Origin of the sequence: Pseudomonas sp. Irchel 3A5 (assembly GCF_900187575.1) — a bacterium.
Classification (GTDB): Bacteria; Pseudomonadota; Gammaproteobacteria; order Pseudomonadales; family Pseudomonadaceae; genus Aquipseudomonas; species Aquipseudomonas folii.
In genome coordinates this window covers 1-19380 of record NZ_FYDU01000018.1, presented here as the reverse complement: position 1 = coordinate 19380, position 19380 = coordinate 1, and the positions used below count along the sequence as shown (strand labels likewise).

The following is a 19380-nucleotide window of genomic DNA, read 5'->3' as shown; positions in this document are numbered from 1 at the left end:
CAGCGACAGTTGGTCTTGTGGATCACCTGCGCTCGTAAAACAAAGCCCACTGCGGTTGCAGTGGGCTTTGGGTTCAACTTATGGCGAATGCTTACTTCACAGGCGCTTCAGTCTTGGTACCATCTTTGTGCCACGTGTAGACCACGAATTTGAAGTCTTTCAGGTCACCCTTGGCGTCAAACGACAGGTCGCCGGTTGGCGTCTTGAAGGTGCCTTTGTGGATCGCAGTGGCAACTTTGGCAGTGTCTTCGCTTTTTGCAGCGGTGATGCCATCAGCGATCACTTGAACCGCAGCGTAAGCCGGGAACACGAACGGACCGCTTGGATCTTCTTTCTTGGCCTTGAACGCTTCAACCAGAGCCTTGTTGGCTGGATCCTGGTCGAACGAAGCAGGCAAGGTGACCAGCAGGCCTTCGGACGCATCCTGAGCGATCTGCGAGATCGACGCGTTACCCACGCCTTCCGGACCCATGAAGCCGGCTTTCAGGCCTTTTTCCTGAGCCTGACGCAGGATCAGACCCAGTTCCGGGTGGTAGCCGCCGTAGTAAACGAAATCGACGTTGGCTTGTTTCATCTTCGCGATCAGCGACGAGAAGTCTTTGTCGCCAGCGTTGATGCCTTCGAACAGTGCGACTTTAACGCCATCTTTTTCCAGAGTCTGCTTAACAGCGGTGGCGATACCTTCACCGTACTGTTGCTTGTCGTGGATGACGGCGACGGTTTTAGGTTTGACCTGCTTGGCGATGTAGTCGCCAGCTGCCGGGCCCTGAGCGCTGTCCAGACCGATGGTGCGGAAGATCAGGTTGTAGCCACGTGCAGTGATTTCCGGGCTGGTAGCCGCCGGAGTCACCATGATGATGCCTTCGTCTTCGTAGATGTCCGAAGCCGGTTGGGTGGAGCTGGAGCACAGGTGGCCGATCACGAACTTGACGCCGTCGTTGACGACTTTGTTGGCTACCGCGACCGCTTGTTTAGGATCGCAAGCGTCATCGTATTCAACGGCTTCGAGTTTCTTGCCATCGACGCCGCCTTTGGCGTTGATCTGCTCAATGGCCATTTTTGCGCCGCTGAACTGCATGTCGCCGTACTGGGCAACTGCGCCGGTCTTAGGACCCGCGATGCCGATCTTGATGGTGTCTGCTGCGAACGAATGGCTGGCAACCCCCGCCATAACCAATGCGGCAAACAGCTTGGAAAGCTTCTTGGTACCCTTAGTCATGATGCTCCACTCTTGTGTTTTAATTTTTATAATCCTGATGCCTAGGCAGCGGGACCGGATTTTAAACACCGATCTAACCCCCGGCAAACTGTACCGGAACAGTTTAGAGCGCCGGTCAATGGCTTGAATAGCTAGCCGCAGGGGGCAAAAACGATCGATGTCGCTTAATTGTAAGAAAGATACAGAATCATGCGGGTCGACTTGTCCAATCGACCTCTAAACCCCTGGTTTGCCTGATCTTCCCTGCAATCAATTACTTGTATCTGGGTTTGTCTTGAGCGGACTCGGCGCTATCATTTGCGTCGATTTTCTTTTCGGTGAAACCCATGAGTGAAGAACCAAGCACCCTCTATGCCAAATTGCTCGGCGAGACGGCATCAATTACCTGGACCGAGCTTCAGCCGTTCTTTGCGCGAGGTGCCCTGTTGTGGGTCGAGCCGACGCTGGATTTGATTGAGGTAGCGCAGGCGGTTGCGCAGAACGAAGCGGATAAAGTCGGTGCGTGGCTCGCCAGTGCTGAAGTCGGCAAGGTGGCTGAAGCCAAGGCGCTAGAGCTTGTGGAGCGCGATCCGGTGCTTTGGGCCGTCGTAGTGGCACCTTGGGTTCTGGTCCAGGATAGGGCGCCTGCTTAGTTCGTGATCTGCTTTGGTGCGAACTGCAGGTTCAAGTGGGAAGTCTGGTAACTGCGCCGGGGGCTCCGGGTAGCGAAATCTCTCAATGAATTTCGCCAAATGACCCGATGTGGGACCGGCTTTAGCCGGGAAGGCAGTATTCCAGACGATGAAGATGTGCTGACTGCAATGGCCTCTTCCCGGCTAAAGCCGGTCCCACGACAGTATTCCAGGCTATGAAGATGTGCTGACTGCAATGGCCTCTTCCGGCTAAAGCCGGTCCCGCGACAGTATTCCAGGCTATGAAGATGTGCTGACTGCAATGGTCTCTTCCCGGCTAAAGCCGGTCCCACGACAGTATTCCAGGCTATGAAGATGTGCTGACTGTATGGCCTCTTCCCGGCTAAAGCCGGTCCCACGACAGTATTCCAGACGATGAAGATGTGCTGACTGCAATGGCCTCTTCCCGGCTAAAGCCGGTCCCACGACAGTATTCCAGGCTATGAAGATGTGCTGACTGTATGGCTTCTTCCCGGCTAAAGCCGGTCCCACGACAGTATTCCAGGCTATGAAGATGTGCTGACTGCAATGGCCTCTTCCCGGCTAAAGCCGGTCCCACGACAGTATTCCAGACGATGAAGATGTGCTGACTGCAATGGCTTCTTCCCGGCTAAAGCCGGTCCCACGACATGAGTAACTGAGCCTGTTCAATCCCATCATCAGCGCGCGGGGCCATGACTCCACTTTTCCGGCATGGGAGTGTGCTGAGCTGTCTTCGGGCCGGTCTGACTGGCCGTTTTACGCTGGTTCAGCTTCTGCACCAGCGGCAGGATCTGCTCAAGAGGCTGTGGTCGGCTGACCAGATAGCCCTGAATATAATCGCAGTCATATTTGCTGAGAAACTCCTTCTGCTGCGACGTTTCTACCCCTTCGGTCACGACCTTCAATCGCAAGGTATGGGCCATCACGATGATTGCCTGAACGATTTCCATGTCCTGAGCGGAGCCGGGTATATCACCAATGAAAGAGCGATCAATCTTGACCGTGTCCAGCGGCAGGCGCTTGAGGTAGGCAAGGGATGAATAACCTGTGCCAAAGTCGTCGATGGACAACGAGACACCCAGGCAGCGGATTTGCTTGAGCAGACCGATGGTGGTGCTGATATTGCCCATCAGAGCGTTCTCGGTGACCTCCAGCTCCAGACGCCGGGCGGGAACATTGGCCTGTCGCAAGGCGCGCTGGATGTCATCGATGAGATTCTCCCGGGTCAGGTTAAGCGCAGAGCAATTGACCGCAATAATCAGCTCATCCAGGCCATTGCCGGACAGTCGGCCCAGATCGAGGCATGCGCGGCGCAGCACCCAGTTATCAAGATCGGCGATCAGGCCGTTGGTCTCGGCTATCTCGATGAAGCGGTCCGGGGTTAGCAAACCATGCTGCGGGTGCTCCCAGCGCACCAGTGCTTCGAGCTTGGCCACTTGACCGGTTTTGAGATCAACGATGGGCTGGTAATAGACCTGCAGCCCGTTTTCTTCAAGCAGCGCGTTGCGCAGTTCTTCTTCCAGCTGCAGTTCCAGGCTGGCTTTGGTCTTGAGGTTAGGGCTGAAAAAATGCGCCCGGTTACGGCCGTTGCCTTTGGATTGATAGAGCGCAAGGTCTGCGTGCTTGAGCAGTTCGTCGCACGTCTGGCCGTCCTGCGGGAAGATGCTGATGCCGATACTGGTGGTCATGACCATATGCCGCCCCGCCAGGGCGATCGGTTCTTTCATCTTCTGCATGACCCGATTGGCCAACTGCTCGGCCTCTTCATAGTTATGCAGACTGATCAGAATGCAGAACTCATCGCCGCCGAAGCGGGACACCACATCATCGCCACGCGTCGCGCTGCGAATGCGCTCGGCGATCGCCTTGAGCAGGTCATCGCCAGCATCATGCCCAAGGCTGTCATTGATACGCTTGAAATGGTCGATGTCGAGGAACATCACCGCCATCATTCCGCCGCTGGCGTAATGGTCAGTCAGCTTCTCGGCAAAGGTCTGGTTGAAGCCACGACGATTGAGCAGATTGGTCAGTGCGTCGTAATGCGCCACCTGTTGCAACGACATTCGTGCCTGATCCAGTTGGCTGAGCAGTGCATTCACGCGGCGCAGGTCGTGTTCCTTGCTTTGCAGTTTCTTGTCTGCCATCGAGGCGCTGAGGCTACCGGCAATAATCAGCAGGGCAATGATCGCAATGGTCAGGCCCAGTTGCATGGCGTTTTCCGGGGGCGCCGATTCGAGTGGGACATTTTCCGGCAGCACCAGATTCAGCGACCACATGCCGATCATATGGGTGCCCAGCAAGCCCGCGCCGAGCAACATGCTGGCGCCATATTTGAGCATCTGGTGGAACATGCCGCTGCCCTGACGCAAATAGCTGGGCATTAGCAGGAAGACTGCGCCACACAGGATGGCCATCAGGATCGAGAGCCCGAACGGACCGGGTTGATAGTACTGAACGGCAGACGAGCGCAATGCCGACATGCCGACGTAATGCATGATGACCACGCCTAGGCCTATACCGATGGCGCTAAGCAGCCATTGCCCTGGCCCGAGGACTTCCTGGCTGATGGCTTTGATCGCGAACGCGCCAGCGATGGCCGCGATAAACAGCGAAGCAATGGTCGTGGGAAGGTCGTAGCTGAGCTTCATCGGGGTTTCAAAGGCGAGCATGCCGATGAAATGCATGGCCCACGCTCCGCCTGCCAGGCAGAGAGCTCCCAGCACCTGCCAGCGTTGCCGACTCTGGTGGTTTTCCGAATGGATGATGCGCTCGCCGATATCCAGCGTCGCCAGGCATGCAGCTGAGATGACGCCAAAGGACAGCGCCATGAGGAACATGTTGTGCGTACAGTCCAGCAGCAGCATCCCGTCGTGGGATTGACCGGACATCAAGTGCAAACCAAGCCATTCCATAGCGGGCCCCATGTGTTCAATACCAGGGTCGCCAGCATTCAGGAGTGGTGGCGATTCGCTGTCAGTATAGGAGTTGCGCCAAACGTGCCAACTGGAAAGGGCTGAGGGGTCCAATCAATTTGGAATTAACTCAATAGCGAAAAGTTATAACGCGATGCCGGTGTCGCCATGGCAGGTCATTTCCTCCGCGAATGTTTACAGACAGCTATTCAAAGGCCTCCTAGATTAACCAGAGTCCTTCTGCTTCAAGCGCTTGCTATAACAATAAAAAAGGAGCTCCACCATGCAAGGTACTCCGCAGCCATTGTCACCACAGGCGTCCAATGCCTGGCGCGTTCTGTTTTTGCTGTTTCTGGCTAACCTGTTCAATTTTTTTGACCGGACCATTCCCGCGATCATCATTGAGCCGATTCGCAAGGAGTGGCACTTGAGTGATTTTCAGTTGGGAATCATCGGTACCGCGTTCACGCTGGTCTATGCCATTGCGGGGCTGCCGCTGGGGCGTATGGCTGATAACGGCTCGCGCAAGAAAATCATGGGCTGGGGTCTGGCAGTGTGGAGCGGGCTGACGGCGGTCAACGGGTTGGCGGGCAGTTTCTGGACGTTTCTGTTGGTACGGATGGGCGTCGGTATTGGCGAGGCCAGCTACGCCCCGGCTGCCAACTCGCTGATCGGTGATTTGTTCCCGGCTCATCGACGCGCACGGGCCATGGGTATTTTCATGCTGGGGCTGCCGTTGGGGTTGCTGCTGGCGTTCTTTACCATCGGAGCGATGGTTACAGCCTTCGACAGCTGGCGGGCCCCGTTTTTCATTGCTGCCGTGCCGGGTCTGGTGCTGGCGGTGTTCATGTTCTTCATTCGTGAACCCAAGCGTGGCGCAGCGGAAAGTGTGCGCATGTCCGAGGAGAAAATCGACAGGCCGATTCGTCGCGTGCTCTCGGTGCCGACTTTTGGCTGGCTGGTGCTGGCCGGGCTGACCTTCAACTTTGCGACTTATGCGTGCAACTCGTTCATGGTGCCAATGCTGCAACGGTATTTTCTGCTGCCTTTGCATGATGCTGCGGTGGCGACCGGGATGATTGTCGGTGTAACGGGTTTGGTCGGGTTGACGCTCGGCGGCTGGGTCGCTGACAAATTGCATCAACGGTTCGCCAACGGTCGGTTGTTGTTCGCGGCGGGCAGCATGTTGATTGCGACGCTGGCCACGGGCTATGCCTTGCATGCGGGGCGCATTGAAATTGGTGTGTTCGTCAGTGTGTTCAGCCTGGGTTGGTTGTTTGCGTACAACTTCTACACCTGCGTCTATACCGCGATTCAGGACGTGGTCGAGCCCCGGTTGCGGGCGACGGCGATGGCGTTGTTCTTCGCAGGGTTGTACTTGTTGGGCGGCGGGCTGGGGCCCGTGGTGGTGGGTTTGCTGTCAGATCACTTTGCCCATTCGGCCATGGCGGCTGCGGGCGCTGAGCAGATGAGCGAGGTGTACAAGGCGGTTGGTCTGCACGACGCCATGTACCTGATCCCGGTGGCGCTGTTCATGACACTGGTGTTTTTGTATCTGGCTTCGCGGTGTTTCAGTCGGGATGCGGCGAGTATGAAGGCGGGGATGGTGGCGGATGAGCCGGTAGCTTCTATTGCTTAAGGACCGCAGCGCCCCAATCGCGGGCAAGCACCGCTCCCACAGGAGAAATGCGATCTCATGTGGGAGCGGTGCTTGCCCGCGATTGGAGCGCGGTGATTTATCGCCAGGCCATTAACCAGCCACCAACACCCGAATCGCTTCAAGGCGCAACGCCGCCTTGTCAAGCATGGCCAGCCCTTGTTCGCGCTGTTCGCGCAACGCAACCAGTTCGCTGTCGCGCACGGTTGGGTTGACGGCTTGCAGGGCGGTCAGGCGGGCCAGTTCTTCTTCGGTGTCAGCGGCGAGGCGACGCTGTGCTTCGGCGACGCGTTCGGCGTGTTTCGGGGCGATCTTCGCTTCACCGGCATTGATCTGCGGGTTCAATGTGTCCCGCTGAGCCTGAATGAACTTGTTGGCGCTGGCACGTGGCACGCTTTCCAACTGATCATTCAACGTAGTGAAGGAAACGCGACCCGACAGGTCATTACCGTTGCCATCGAGCAGACAGCGCAAGGCGGCGGGTGGCAGATAGCGACCTAGTTGCAGCGAGCGCGGTGCAACCACTTCACTCACATACAGCAACTCAAGCAAGACCGTGCCGGGCTTGAGCGCCTTGTTCTTGATCAGCGCCACGGCGGTGTTGCCCATCGAGCCGGACAGCACCAGATCCATGCCGCCTTGCACCATCGGGTGTTCCCAGGTGATGAACTGCATGTCTTCACGAGACAGCGCCTGGTTGCGGTCGTAAGTGATGGTCACGCCTTCATCGTCGCCAAGCGGGAAGCTGGCATCGAGCATCTTCTCGCTAGGGCGCAGGATCAGGGCGTTTTCCGAATGGTCTTCGCTGTCGATGCCGAACGCATTGAACAGGGTTTCCATGTAGATCGGCAGAGTGAACTGATCGTCCTGCTCGAGAATCGCCTCGACCAGTGCTTCACCTTCGCCCGCACCGCCGGAGTTGAGTTCCAGCAGACGGTCGCGGCCGGTGTGCAGTTCGCTTTCCAGACGCTCGCGCTCGGTGCGCGCCTCATCAATCAGCGCTTGCCACTCATCGTCGTCACCACTTTCCAGCAACGGCAGCAGGCGCGGGCCGAACTGGTGTTGCAGGGCGTTGCCGGTCGGACAGGTATTAAGGAAGGCGTTCAGCGCTTCGTGATACCACTGGAACAGACGCGCTTGCGGGCTGGTTTCCAGGAAAGGCACGTGCAGTTCGATGGTGTGTTTCTGGCCGATCCGGTCCAGACGACCGATACGCTGCTCCAGCAGGTCCGGGTGCGCAGGCAGATCGAACAACACCAGATGGTGGGCAAACTGGAAGTTGCGACCTTCACTGCCGATTTCCGAACAGATCAGGACCTGGGCACCGAACTCTTCATCTGCGAAGTACGCCGCTGCGCGGTCGCGTTCGAGGATGTTCATGCCTTCGTGGAAAACCGTGGCCGGAATACCGGTACGCACGCGAAGGGCGTCTTCCAGATCCATCGCGGTCTCGGCGTGGGCGCAGATCACCAGCACCTTGACGCGCTTGAGCATTTTCAGGGTATCGATCAGCCAGTCGACACGCGGGTCGAACTTCCACCAGCGCTCTTCTTCGCTGGCGTCCGGCTGTGCCTGGAAGCTGACCTCCGGGTACAGATCGGCGTGTTCGCCAAGCGGCAGCTCCAGGTATTCGGCCGGGCAGGGCAGCGGATACTGGTGCAGTTTGCGTTCCGGGAAACCTTGCACGGCGGCACGGGTATTACGGAACAGCACCCGGCCAGTGCCGTGACGATCAAGCAATTCGCGAATCAGGCGTGCACTGGCTTCTTCGTCGCCGTCGTTGACGGCTGCCAGAAGGGTTTCGCCTTCAGCGCCCAGGAAACCATGAATGGTCTTGTGCGCTTCAGGTGAAAGACGACCTTTGTCGAGCAGCTCCTGCACGGCCTCTGCGACCGGGCGATAGTTTTCGCTCTCGGCGCGGAACGCATGCAGGTCGTGGAAACGATTTGGGTCCAGCAGGCGCAGGCGCGCGAAGTGGCTGTCCTGGCCCAGTTGTTCCGGGGTGGCGGTCAGCAGCAGTACGCCAGGGATGACTTCAGCGAGTTGCTCGACCAGCGAGTATTCAGGGCTTGCCTTGTCTTCGTGCCAGACCAGATGGTGGGCTTCGTCGACGACCAGCAGGTCCCAGCCCGCCGCAAACAGGGCGTCCTGCGCCTTCTCGTCCTCGACCAGCCATTCCAGGGCAACCAGCGCCAGTTGGGTGTCTTCGAACGGGTTGCTGGCATCGCTTTCGATAAAGCGCTCGGCATCGAACAGGGCGACCTGCAGGTTGAAGCGGCGGCGCATTTCCACCAGCCATTGGTGCTGAAGGTTTTCCGGCACCAGAATCAGGATGCGGTTGGCGCGGCCCGAAAGCAGCTGGCGATGGATAACCAGACCCGCTTCGATGGTTTTGCCCAGACCGACTTCATCCGCCAGCAAAACCCGCGGCGCGATACGGTCGGCCACTTCACGGGCAATGTGCAACTGGTGCGCGATCGGTTGCGCACGCACGCCACCCAGGCCCCATAGAGAAGACTGCAATTGGCGGCTGGTGTGTTCCAGTGTGTGATAACGCAGGGAGAACCAGGCCAGCGGGTCGATTTGCCCGGCGAACAGGCGATCGGTTGCCAGACGGAACTGAATGAAGTTCGACAGCTGGGTTTCCGGCAGGGTGACGGCTTCGTTTTGCGCGTTCAGGCCGTGGTAGACCAGCAGGCCATCAACGTCATCGACTTCACGGACGGTCATCTTCCAGTTTTCGAAGTGAGTGATCACATCGCCTGGAGAGAAGCGCACGCGCGTCAAAGGTGCATTTCGCAGTGCGTACTGACGTGTGTCGCCAGTGGCCGGATAGAGCACGGTCAACAAGCGGCCGTCCTGTGCCAGAACGGTGCCCAAACCCAGCTCGGCTTCGCTGTCGCTAATCCAGCGTTGCCCCGGTTGATACTGCTGCGCCATGCTGCCTGTCTCCCGCGTTGAAAAAGCCGACTATGTTAACGGAACACGCTGCCCAGGCCAAAGGTACAGTGACAAAACACCTGTATTTAAACGCCCTTGCAACAATTTAAGCCTGTTAAAGGCACTAGTTACCAAAAACAGAGTCGAAAGTTTCTCATTTACGGGGTCAAGTCGGTAGACACTTGGCCGACATCCACTCAAAAGGAGAACTAATAATGTTGCAGCCGACGCTTCCCCTGAGTGTGGTACCCGTGACTTCGCAACTGGATCCGGCCCGGCAGGTACCTGACATTCCTCCTGTAGCGCCGGTGCAGGCCAGTTCTGGCGAAACCAATATCGACTTGCGTAACGAAGAAGAGCAGCGCAAGGCATGGTTGTTGCGCGAAGAGCAGCAACGCCACGAAGAACAGCAGCGTCGCCGTGAAGAAGGTTTCGACGAGCCTGAACATCTGGCCGTCCCAGGTGTTGCGCTGAATGCCGACAACACCGTTCCGGTTGTGCCAATCATTGATGACGAGCCGCGCCAGGGGCTTTGGGTCGACGTTCAGGTCTAGGCTGTTTTCTGCTGTCCGTTGCTCATTTCGCGCAATGCCGTGAGCAACGTCTCTATCTCGCTTTCAGTGTTCAGATGACTGACCGAAATCCGAGCAATGTTCACCAGCCCTCTGGCCTGCATGTCCAGCGGCGTATAAGCCACGCCATTGGCGCCGATGTTTATCCCTCGCATGGCTAATTCCTTTTTTATCTCCAGGGCGTCCCAGCCTTCCAGCGTGAATGAAACAAGCCCCGAGTGATCATGCGCCTCGCCAAGGTCCTGTAGCTTCAGTCCTGCGACTTCTGCCATCCGCTTCCTCAACAGTGACGACAGTTGCCGAATACGCTGGCGGACAGGCGCTACGCCCAATGCTTCACATTCGCTCAATGCGTTATTCAGACCGGCGATCAGCGTCAGGGACATTTCGCTGGTTTCAAAACGTCGAGCGTCGTTGCGCGGCGTAAAGCTTTCGCCGTTTCTGGGCGCTGAAAGAACGTCAACGAACGGCGGCTGAAGTTTTTCGACGAAACCCTCGCGGATATACAGCAAGGCCGTACCCCGTGGACCGCGCAGGAACTTGCGGCAGGCACCCTTGAGCACATCGCAGCCCAGCGCCTGCATATCAACGCTGATTTGTCCCAATGCCTGACCTGCATCGATAAAGTAAGGAATACCGTACCGTTTCGCTATGGTGCCGATGGCGGCAGCCGGGTTGATCAGGCCGCCGTTGGCCGGTAGCCATGTCAGAGAGATCAAACGCACACGCTCGTCGATCATCGCTTCCAGCGCGGACACTGACACCGCACCACTCTCATCGCACGGGATCACTTCCAGGCTGGCTCCGGCGGCGAAGGCCTGGGCCATGCAAGCCAGGTTGCCGCCCCATTCGTGACGCCCGACCAGAATGCGGTCTCCGCGCCGCCATGCTCCCAGTGCGCTAAAAGCCATGCCCCACGCCGCAGAGCCGCTGCTCATGAATGCGATGGAAGAGGGGGCGCAGTTGATCAGCCGGGCAGCGGTGTTGCGGGCGTTTTCCAGCAGTATCTCGCCTTGTGCTGCGGCTTCCATAGGGCCTTGGCTGGCTTCGCGGTTCAGGTGCTCGATCATTGCCGTCACGGTCGCCTGGCTCGGCAGCGACGCCCCGGAATGATTGAAATGGATTACTTGCTGGCAGCCAGGCGTTGCGGCGCGCAACGTCTGGATGTGCGCTTCGGTCAAAGTCTGACTCATGGTTTCAGCTCGAAGATGGCGTCCACTTCGACCGCTACACCTACGGGCAGGCTGGAAACCCCGACCGAGGTGCGGACGTGTCGACCGGCTTTGCCAAGCACACTGACCAGCAGATTCGAGGCGCCGTTGCCCACGGCGCCCTGTCGCGTGAAGTCGCTGGGGCATGCAACGAACACGCCCAGCCGCACGATTTGCACCAGCTTCGACAGATCGTCGCCGATCACCGAGTCCAGTTGGGCCAGCAATCCCAGCGCTGCCAGTTCCGCTGCGGCCATCCCTTGTTCTTCGCTCAGCGTGTCACCCACCCGGCCGATGAAAGCGGGCTGACCGTCAATCATGGGGATCTGTCCCGACACGTACAGCAGGTTCTGGCTGACCACTGTGCTGACGTAGTTGCCGGCCGGGCCGTCCGGAGTTGGAAGCCGCAGGTCGAGTTTTTCGAGTTGTTCACGCAGGCTGTTGTTCATTGGGCGCTCTCCATAAAGATGGACGCACAGTGAAAGGCGGCGATCAGTCCGACAAACTGAAAGATTTCACCCTACGTATCGATATCGCTCAATCATCCTCGCGGCTTACGGCAACCAGCCAGTCGGCGAAACGTTGCGCCGCGCTGCCCAACGGCTCGTCCCCGGTTACCAGCCAGTAACCGATTTCACCTTCGTAGATGGCGTCGGTCAGCAAATGCACCAGCGAGCCATCCAGCAAGCGCCGCTTGATCAAACGATCACGGCCCATTGCGATGCCTTGTCCAGCGACCGCCGCCTCTACCACGATGTTGTAGTCATGCAGCATCAGGCTCTGTAGCTGGCTGATTTCCACGCGCAGTTGTTTTGCCCAGTCCAGCCATTCGAACGGAATGGTCGCTTGCGCAGTGAGCAGTGGGCCGGGAGCCAGTCCCGGCTGTTTGACACCCTTTTGCGCTGCGAGCCATCCGGTTTTGTACTGCGGGCTGCACACCGGGAAAAGGCGTTCGTTCATGAAACGCACTGCGTTTACGTTGGGCCAGCCACCTTTGCCATAGCGGATCGCGAGCGCCACTTCGCCACCGGCTACGTCGGCCAGGTCATAGGACGGCACCAGTTCGACGCGGATATCGGGATTGGCCGAGATGAAGCTGGACAAACGCGGTGCCAGCCACATCGTTGCAAACGAGGCGAGCAGGCCGATGCGCAATACGCTGGGCGCGGGCGGGGTATGGCGAATAATGCGCGTCGCTGCGGCAATGCCTTCCAGTGCCTGTCGAACCTGTAGCTGATAAGCGCGTCCTGCCTCGGTCAGTTCGATGGCGCGAGTGCGACGGATAAACAGACGGCACTCGAGAAACGCTTCCAGCTTTTGTACCTGATGACTCAGGGCGCTTTGCGTCACTGATAATTCGCGAGCCGCATTGACGAAACTCAGGTGCCGCGCCACGGCTTCGAAGGCACGCAGCGTCAGCATTGGCGGCAGGTCGCCATGCAGTGCCGGTTGTGGCGAGGGTTCTGAAGCGGATAATTGCATGAACATCCAGTCCTTTGATAAACAGCGCTGACCGGCAATTGTGCCGTTAAAAAAGGGTTGGCGTGAACAAAGGCGATGTTCTTGTCAGATAGCCACTGGTCAGGCTCACTGCGATTGAGCATTATTGACCCCACTTCCCAGTGTTCGAGAGTTGTTGGTCATGAGCGCAGATGAAAACCTGATCGACCTGGGCGCAGAGCGCGCCAAGCGGGTACATGATCTGAACGACAAACGTCTCAACGAAATGCGCAATGCATTCGAGCAGGCGATGCCCTTGGCTAAGGGCAAGAAAAAGTCGAAAAACAAGCCAAAAAAGCGCTAGGCGAACGCACCGAAGTGCTTTCTCTATAGAAGCTGCCGAAGATTGCGAATCCTTCAAATCAGGTGCCGAGAGTTGACGTGGACGATCGCTCGCTACCGTGTGGCGTACGCTGTCAGGTAGGAGGGAACTTGTTGGCGAGAGGGCGTGATGCGGTGATTCAGGTCTGCCGCTTCGCGAACAAGTTAGCTCCTACTGGTTCGGGTTAAGTCAGGTAGGAGGCAACTTGTTGGCGAGAGGGTGTGACGCGGTGATTCAGGTCTGCCGCTTCGCGAACAAGTTCGCTCCAGTGATCCGTTGAGCCTCTCAATAACGTTTCCCGGATCAGTTATTTGCGTGCTCACCGACCGGGCGTGCGGTGCTATTGATCTGAGTCAATTTCTACCCTGCGCATCTGGGTAATCTAGTCCTATTGAACAGGGACTATTCATCTGGAAGGACTCGCAAAAACGCAAGTGAAGCAGAGGCCTTCCAATAAAAAGAGCACGCAAGGCATTTTGGGCGACTTCGGTCGCCCATTTTTTTGTGTTCGATTTGGCGCGTTTTTTCTGTTGGGCGGCGCTTGCCCGCCCACTCGCTTCCACAGGAATCAATGACGACGTGGGACCGGCTTCAGCCGGGAAGAGGCCGGGACAGATGCTGAATCTTCATCCGCAGAGAACACCGCCTTCCCGGCTAAAGCCGGTCCCACGACACCAATCAGAAAAATCAGCCGATGCTGATCGCTGGCAACGTGGTCAACGTCACGGTCTGTTGTTTGCGTGGCGCAAGAATTTCGGCTTCGCCGTCTACTACCAGCTCATCACGCTGATTGAAGACACGGGTCGCGATGCGCACGCGGAATTTCGGCAGCTTTTCCAGAATCTCCAGGCGCACAGTCAGGGTGTCGCCCAGTTTGACCGGCTTCTGAAAGGTCATCTGCTGACCCAGATAAATAGTGCCCGGCCCAGGCAGCTCGCAGGCTACGGCAGCGCTGATCAATGCACCGCTGAACATGCCGTGGGCGATGCGCTCTTTGAACATGGTCGATGCTGCGTATTCAGCGTCCAGGTGAACCGGGTTGTGATCACCGGACATGGCGGCGAACAGCTGGATATCACGTTCTTCAACAGTCTTGCTGTAAGTGGCGGTCTGACCGACTTCGAGGGCTTCGTACGGCGTGTTGGTAACCTGGGTCATGAGTGATCCTGAAAATTGAATATTGATGTCAAACGCAGCGATAACGGTCCGGCACCGCTCGGTGAGCTTCGTTTACTCTGCCCGACGCGGTCTTGGCTGGTTCAGTGTCTGTTCCAGCCAGTCGATTAGATCACGGGTGACTTCATCACGATTGGTTTCGTTGAACACTTCATGCCGCGCCTGCGGGTAGATCTTCAGTTGTAACATTTGATGGCCTGCCGCGACCAATGCGTCGGCAAGATCTTTCAGACGCTTGCCATCACTCACCGGATCACATTCGCCGCCTATGATCAGCAACGGCAAGCCCGGATCGATCTGCGCCAGGTTCGATGGCTTACTGATTTGCTGCAGGCCGCCCAGCATGTCCAGCCAGAACTGATTGGTGCAACGGAAGCCGCACAATGGGTCGAGCGCGTACTTGTCGACCTCATCAGGATCGCGGCTGAGCCAGTCAAAACAGGTGCGTGCCGGTTTGAACGCGTTGTTGAATGAGCCGAACGACAGCCATTCAATCAGTTGGCTGCGCCCCGTGCTGCCCTGGCGAAAGCGTTCCAGGCCGGCGATCACGCGAGCGCTGCGATACAGAGCGACTGGCCGGAAATTGGAACCGCTGAGAATCGCTCCCTGCAAGCCTGCGCCGTGGTGCTGTAAATAAGCTTGAGCGATGTAGCTGCCCATGCTGTGGCCCAGCAGGAAAACCGGTACGTCAGGATGCCGTTGGTTGATGGCTTGAGCGACGCTGGCCAGGTCCCCGACTACTTTTGCCCAACCCTGCTCGTTAGCGTAATGGCCGAGCATGCCCTGATCAGCCGTTTTGCCATGGCCGCGCTGGTCATGGGCATACAGGGCATACCCGGCCTCGCCCAGCGCCTTGCCGAGACGCGCATATCTGCCGCTGTGTTCGGCCATGCCATGGGACAGCATGACCACCGCTTTTGGCTCGACCGCAGGTAGCCATACATTAACGTAGAGACGGCTTCGGTCGCTGGCGTCAAGCCAGAACGGCTGATGTTTCATGACGACTCCGGAAACGGTAAAGGCAGCGTTAAAACGCTTTGTTTATGCAGTGTAGAGTGACTGATGAATCGCAGACCGGCCAGCTCTGTAATTCATGGTAATGATGTCGCCTCCTTCTATGTTTGCCTTCCGTGTTTTAGCTGCTAACGTCCGCGAAGTCCCCGCGCCATCATCGTGGGCCAGACACTCTCAGGTAAGAGGATAAAAACAATGCAACCTGATTTCTGGAGCGACAAGCGACCGGCAGGCGTGCCGTCCGAAGTGGATTTGCAGGCGTACACGTCGGTTGTTGAAGTATTCGAACGCAGCTGTCGCAAGTTTGCCGATCACCCGGCGTTCAGCAACATGGGGGTAACCCTGACTTATGCCGAACTGGATCGTCATTCCGCCGCCTTTACGGCATGGCTGCAGCAGCACACTGACCTCAAGCCCGGTGACCGCATTGCGGTGCAGATGCCCAACCTGCTGCAATACCCGATTGCTGTGTTCGGCGCCTTGCGCGCGGGCCTGATCGTAGTCAATACGAACCCTTTGTACACGGCTCGGGAAATGCGCCACCAGTTCAAGGATTCCGGCGCCCGGGCGCTGGTGTATCTGAACGTGTTCGGCAAGCTGGTCCAGGAAGTGCTGCCTGATACCGACATCCAGTACCTGATCGAAGTGAAAATGGGCGACATGCAGTCGGCTGCCAAAGGCTGGCTGATCAATACGATCGTCGATAAGGTCAAGAAACTGGTTCCGGCTTATCACTTGCCGCAGGCAACCCGTTTCAAAGCTGTACTGCGTCAGGGGCGGGGCCATCAACTGAATCCAGTGGCCCTGCAACTCAGTGACATCGCGGTGCTGCAGTACACCGGGGGCACGACCGGTCTGGCAAAGGGCGCGATGCTCAGCCATGGCAATCTCGTTGCAAACATGCAGCAGGTTTACGCCTGTATGTTGCAGCACGGCAGCGACGGCCAACCGGTGTTTCAGGAAGGCAAAGAGATCATGATCGCGCCGCTGCCGCTGTATCACATCTATGCATTCACAGCGAATTGCATGTGCATGATGGTCAGCGGCAATCACAACATTCTGATCACCAATCCCCGAGACATTGGCGGCTTCATCAAAGAGCTTGGCAAATGGCGGTTCACGGCGATGATCGGCCTCAATACGCTGTTCGTTGCCTTGATGAATCACCCTGACTTCAAGTCGCTGGATTTCTCCAGCCTTAAAAGCACCAACTCCGGCGGTACGGCGCTGGTCAAGGCCACGGCCGAGCGCTGGGAGCAGATTACCGGTTGCCGAATTGTCGAAGGCTACGGTTTGACCGAAACCTCGCCCGTGGCGAGCGCCAATCCTTATGGTGAATATGCGCGTCTTGGTACGGTTGGCATTCCAGTGCCGGGCACGTTGATGAAGGTCATTGATGATGCGGGCAATGAGTTGCCGTCAGGCGAGCGCGGCGAGCTGTGTATCAAGGGGCCGCAGGTGATGCTCGGTTACTGGCAACGTCCGGAGGCGACTGCCGAAGCACTGGATGCCGAAGGCTGGTTCAAGACCGGTGATATCGCGGTGATTGAAGCCGACGGCTTTGTCAGCATCGTCGATCGCAAGAAGGACTTGATCATCGTGTCCGGTTTCAACGTCTACCCGAATGAAATCGAAGAGGTGGTGATGGGGCATCCGGGCGTCGCCAACTGTGCAGTGATCGGCGTTCCTGATGAGCGCTCGGGGGAGGCGGTGAAACTGTTTGTAGTGCCTCGCGCAGGCGGCGTCAGCGTTGAGGAGCTGAAGCTGTTCTGCAAAGAAAACTTCACCGGCTATAAAGTGCCCAAACAGATCGTGCTACGCGAGTCGCTGCCCATGACGCCGGTGGGCAAGATTCTCAGGAGGGAGTTGCGGGATATCGCGTGATTTTTGTGGATCAGGATTTTATGTGGGAGCGGTGCTTGCCCGCGATAGGAGCACCTCGATCCAAGATAGACCGAGGAGGTCTTATCGCGGGCAAGCCCCGCTCCCACATTAAGGCCGCATTTCAAAGCTGGATCAGGTCGACGTCTCTAAACCAGCCATTTCAGCCAGATCCAGAATAAATAGAACTAAAACTCTAAACGTGACTTTTATGAATTCTTGAGTCATTTATGTGACTGTGGAAGCATTCCTTGCCTCTAGGCGGCCATTTGCAAAGCTGCTACTCTCGGCCCGCTTTTGACCCGTCATTAAGCAACGAAGCGTGAACTGCAAAATTCCAAAACACAAAAAAATCATCGCATTCAAGCGGTGTGAAGAATTCGCTGTCGCTGAGGAGCCCGGCTTCCATGATTGAAAACTTCTGGAAGGACAAGTATCCGTCTGGCATACCTGCCGAGATCAATCCTGACGAATACCCCAACGTCCAGGCCGTATTGAAGCAGTCTTGCGAGCGTTTCGCCAGCAAACCGGCTTTCACCAATCTGGGTCAGACCCTCACCTATGGTGAGCTGTATGAGCAGTCCGGCGCGTTTGCCGCCTGGATTCAGCACCATACCGACTTGCAACCCGGCGACCGTATCGCCGTGCAGTTGCCCAACGTCCTGCAATACCCCATCACCGTATTCGGTGCCATGCGCGCCGGTCTGATCGTGGTTAACACCAACCCGCTGTATACCGCGCGGGAAATGGAACACCAGTTCAAGGATTCCGGTGCCAAGGCGTTGGTGTGCCTGGCGAACATGGCGCACCTGGCTGAAAAGGTCGTGCCCAAGACCGGTGTCAAACACGTGATCGTCACCGAAGTGGCGGACATGCTGCCACCGCTCAAGCGTCTGCTGATCAACAGCGTTATCAAGTATGTGAAGAAGATGGTCCCGGCTTATCACTTGCCGACGGCAGTCAAGTTCAATCAGGTGCTCAGCAAAGGCCGCGGCCTTTCGTTCACTGAAGCAGTGCCGGCCAGCAATGACGTTGCTGTGTTGCAATACACCGGTGGCACCACCGGCGTGGCCAAGGGCGCGATGCTCACCCACCGCAACCTGATCGCCAACATGTTGCAGTGCAAGGCCTTGATGGGTGCGAACATGAACGAAGGCAGCGAAGTGGTGATCACGCCACTGCCGCTTTATCACATCTATGCCTTCACCTTTCACTGCATGTCGATGATGTTGATCGGCAACCACAACATCCTGATCAGCAACCCGCGTGACCTGCCCGCGATGGTCAAGGAGCTTTCCAAGTGGAAATTCAGTGGTTTTGTCGGCCTCAATACGTTGTTCGTGGCGCTGTGCAACAGCCCGGAATTCCGCAATCTGGATTTCTCGGCCCTTAAAGTGACGCTGTCGGGCGGCATGGCCTTGCAACTCGCCGCTGCCGAACGCTGGAAAGAAGTGACCGGCTGCGCCATCTGCGAAGGCTATGGCATGACTGAAACCAGTCCGGTAGCCAGCTGTAACCCAAACCAGAAAATCCAGATCGGCACCATCGGCATTCCTGCACCTTCGACATGGTGCAAAGTCATCGATGACGCAGGCAACGAACTGCCGCTGGGCGAAGTCGGCGAGCTGTGCATCAAAGGCCCTCAGGTGATGAAAGGCTATTGGGAGCGTCAGGACGCGACCGATGAAATGATCGACGCGGATGGCTGGCTCAAGACCGGCGACATCGCCTTGATTCAGCCTGACGGCTACATGCGGATTGTCGATCGCAAGAAAGACATGATCCTCATCTCCGGCTTCAACGTGTACCCCAATGAACTGGAAGACGTGCTGGCGACCTTGCCGGGCGTGCTGCAGTGCGCGGCCATTGGTGTCCCGGACGATAAATCCGGCGAAGCGATCAAGGTGTTCGTGGTGGTCAAACCGGGCATGACCCTGACCAAGGATCAAGTCATGGAGCACATGCGCGCCAACCTGACCGGCTACAAAGTCCCGCGCAGCGTCGAATTTCGCGACTCGTTGCCTACCACCAACGTTGGCAAGATCTTGCGTCGTGAATTGCGCGATGAAGAGTTGAAGAAGTTGGGGTTGAAGAAGTAAACAAACCCGATAGCCCAAACCCCGCCAAATGCGGGGTTTGTTATTTTCTGTAGGAGCCGAGGTGTAATGGTCCAGTTTTTTTGGACCATTCTGTAGGAGTATTAGGCCGCCAGTTTTTCGAAAATAGCTGGCGGCAGGTTATTCGAGGCAGAGTGGCAACGTCGATGGTTGTAGTGAGCAATAAAATCCATCACGTCACGTTCTGCCTCGAAGTGATTCGAGTA

The 19380-nt window shown here is 57.3% G+C and carries 14 protein-coding genes; 6 read left to right on the top strand and 8 right to left on the bottom strand.

Going from position 1 to position 19380, the window contains the following annotated elements:
- Window positions 1-91 precede the first annotated feature (91 nt).
- A complete protein-coding gene (locus CKW31_RS25270; protein WP_095101210.1) occupies window positions 92-1219 on the bottom strand; it encodes a branched-chain amino acid ABC transporter substrate-binding protein in 1128 nt (375 codons plus the stop codon).
- A 326-nt stretch (window positions 1220-1545) separates the two neighbouring features.
- Between CKW31_RS25270 and CKW31_RS25265 the strand changes: the two genes are divergently transcribed.
- Window positions 1546-1851, top strand: coding sequence for a DUF2288 domain-containing protein (locus CKW31_RS25265; protein WP_095101208.1), 306 nt, complete (start codon window positions 1546-1548; stop codon window positions 1849-1851).
- A gap of 698 nt (window positions 1852-2549) precedes the next feature.
- Here the strand turns inward: CKW31_RS25265 and CKW31_RS25260 are convergent.
- Window positions 2550-4784, bottom strand: a complete 2235-nt coding sequence (locus tag CKW31_RS25260; RefSeq protein WP_095101206.1) for an EAL domain-containing protein — start codon at window positions 4782-4784, stop codon at window positions 2550-2552.
- A gap of 283 nt (window positions 4785-5067) precedes the next feature.
- On the opposite strand from CKW31_RS25260, the gene CKW31_RS25255 reads away from it, so the two are divergent.
- Window positions 5068-6423 (top strand): MFS transporter, encoded by a 1356-nt coding sequence (locus tag CKW31_RS25255; RefSeq protein WP_095101204.1) that lies wholly within the window; start codon window positions 5068-5070, stop codon window positions 6421-6423.
- Window positions 6424-6534: 111 nt separating this feature from the next.
- Here CKW31_RS25255 and rapA read toward each other — a convergent pair whose 3' ends face one another.
- A complete protein-coding gene (gene rapA / locus CKW31_RS25250; protein ID WP_095101202.1) occupies window positions 6535-9381 on the bottom strand; it encodes an RNA polymerase-associated protein RapA in 2847 nt (948 codons plus the stop codon).
- A gap of 215 nt (window positions 9382-9596) precedes the next feature.
- On the opposite strand from rapA, the gene CKW31_RS25245 reads away from it, so the two are divergent.
- Window positions 9597-9935 (top strand): aspartate-semialdehyde dehydrogenase, encoded by a 339-nt coding sequence (locus tag CKW31_RS25245; protein ID WP_095101200.1) that lies wholly within the window; start codon window positions 9597-9599, stop codon window positions 9933-9935.
- Here CKW31_RS25245 and CKW31_RS25240 read toward each other — a convergent pair.
- The 3 genes from CKW31_RS25240 to CKW31_RS25230 form a co-directional block, all read right to left on the bottom strand.
- Window positions 9932-11146 (bottom strand): aminotransferase class V-fold PLP-dependent enzyme, encoded by a 1215-nt coding sequence (locus CKW31_RS25240; RefSeq protein ID WP_095101198.1) that lies wholly within the window; start codon window positions 11144-11146, stop codon window positions 9932-9934. The genes CKW31_RS25245 and CKW31_RS25240 overlap by 4 nt on opposite strands.
- A complete protein-coding gene (locus CKW31_RS25235; RefSeq protein ID WP_095101196.1) occupies window positions 11143-11613 on the bottom strand; it encodes a RidA family protein in 471 nt (156 codons plus the stop codon). Before CKW31_RS25235 ends, CKW31_RS25240 begins: the two co-directional genes overlap by 4 nt.
- 88 nt (window positions 11614-11701) lie before the next feature.
- A complete protein-coding gene (locus CKW31_RS25230) occupies window positions 11702-12646 on the bottom strand; it encodes a LysR substrate-binding domain-containing protein (protein WP_095101380.1) in 945 nt (314 codons plus the stop codon).
- 160 nt (window positions 12647-12806) lie between these two features.
- Between CKW31_RS25230 and CKW31_RS25225 the strand changes: the two genes are divergently transcribed.
- The gene (locus CKW31_RS25225) at window positions 12807-12968 is read left to right on the top strand and encodes a hypothetical protein (protein WP_095101194.1); all 162 of its coding nucleotides are present in this window, start codon (window positions 12807-12809) and stop codon (window positions 12966-12968) included.
- A gap of 705 nt (window positions 12969-13673) precedes the next feature.
- Here CKW31_RS25225 and CKW31_RS25220 read toward each other — a convergent pair.
- Window positions 13674-14144 (bottom strand): MaoC family dehydratase, encoded by a 471-nt coding sequence (locus CKW31_RS25220; protein ID WP_095101192.1) that lies wholly within the window; start codon window positions 14142-14144, stop codon window positions 13674-13676.
- Between the two features lie 72 nt (window positions 14145-14216).
- Window positions 14217-15161 carry an alpha/beta hydrolase gene (locus CKW31_RS25215; protein WP_095101190.1) on the bottom strand — a complete coding sequence of 315 codons (945 nt, stop codon included), beginning with the start codon at window positions 15159-15161 and terminating at the stop codon, window positions 14217-14219.
- A gap of 210 nt (window positions 15162-15371) precedes the next feature.
- On the opposite strand from CKW31_RS25215, the gene fadD2 reads away from it, so the two are divergent.
- Window positions 15372-17060: a long-chain-fatty-acid--CoA ligase FadD2 gene (gene fadD2, locus CKW31_RS25210; protein WP_095101188.1), complete on the top strand. Its 1689-nt coding sequence runs from the start codon at window positions 15372-15374 to the stop codon at window positions 17058-17060.
- Window positions 17061-17464: 404 nt separating this feature from the next.
- Window positions 17465-19156: a long-chain-fatty-acid--CoA ligase FadD1 gene (gene fadD1, locus CKW31_RS25205; protein ID WP_095101186.1), complete on the top strand. Its 1692-nt coding sequence runs from the start codon at window positions 17465-17467 to the stop codon at window positions 19154-19156.
- Window positions 19157-19380 lie beyond the last annotated feature (224 nt).

What these genes read in the sequence shown, in the direction of transcription:
- CKW31_RS25270 (WP_095101210.1), bottom strand. Translation starts at nt 1,219, where the DNA reads ATGACTAAGGGTACCAAGAAGCTTTCCAAGCTGTTTGCCGCATTGGTT.
- CKW31_RS25265 (WP_095101208.1), top strand. Translation starts at nt 1,546, where the DNA reads ATGAGTGAAGAACCAAGCACCCTCTATGCCAAATTGCTCGGCGAGACG.
- CKW31_RS25260 (WP_095101206.1), bottom strand. Translation starts at nt 4,784, where the DNA reads ATGGAATGGCTTGGTTTGCACTTGATGTCCGGTCAATCCCACGACGGG.
- CKW31_RS25255 (WP_095101204.1), top strand. Translation starts at nt 5,068, where the DNA reads ATGCAAGGTACTCCGCAGCCATTGTCACCACAGGCGTCCAATGCCTGG.
- rapA (WP_095101202.1), bottom strand. Translation starts at nt 9,381, where the DNA reads ATGGCGCAGCAGTATCAACCGGGGCAACGCTGGATTAGCGACAGCGAA.
- CKW31_RS25245 (WP_095101200.1), top strand. Translation starts at nt 9,597, where the DNA reads ATGTTGCAGCCGACGCTTCCCCTGAGTGTGGTACCCGTGACTTCGCAA.
- CKW31_RS25240 (WP_095101198.1), bottom strand. Translation starts at nt 11,146, where the DNA reads ATGAGTCAGACTTTGACCGAAGCGCACATCCAGACGTTGCGCGCCGCA.
- CKW31_RS25235 (WP_095101196.1), bottom strand. Translation starts at nt 11,613, where the DNA reads ATGAACAACAGCCTGCGTGAACAACTCGAAAAACTCGACCTGCGGCTT.
- CKW31_RS25230 (WP_095101380.1), bottom strand. Translation starts at nt 12,646, where the DNA reads ATGCAATTATCCGCTTCAGAACCCTCGCCACAACCGGCACTGCATGGC.
- CKW31_RS25225 (WP_095101194.1), top strand. Translation starts at nt 12,807, where the DNA reads ATGAGCGCAGATGAAAACCTGATCGACCTGGGCGCAGAGCGCGCCAAG.
- CKW31_RS25220 (WP_095101192.1), bottom strand. Translation starts at nt 14,144, where the DNA reads ATGACCCAGGTTACCAACACGCCGTACGAAGCCCTCGAAGTCGGTCAG.
- CKW31_RS25215 (WP_095101190.1), bottom strand. Translation starts at nt 15,161, where the DNA reads ATGAAACATCAGCCGTTCTGGCTTGACGCCAGCGACCGAAGCCGTCTC.
- fadD2 (WP_095101188.1), top strand. Translation starts at nt 15,372, where the DNA reads ATGCAACCTGATTTCTGGAGCGACAAGCGACCGGCAGGCGTGCCGTCC.
- fadD1 (WP_095101186.1), top strand. Translation starts at nt 17,465, where the DNA reads ATGATTGAAAACTTCTGGAAGGACAAGTATCCGTCTGGCATACCTGCC.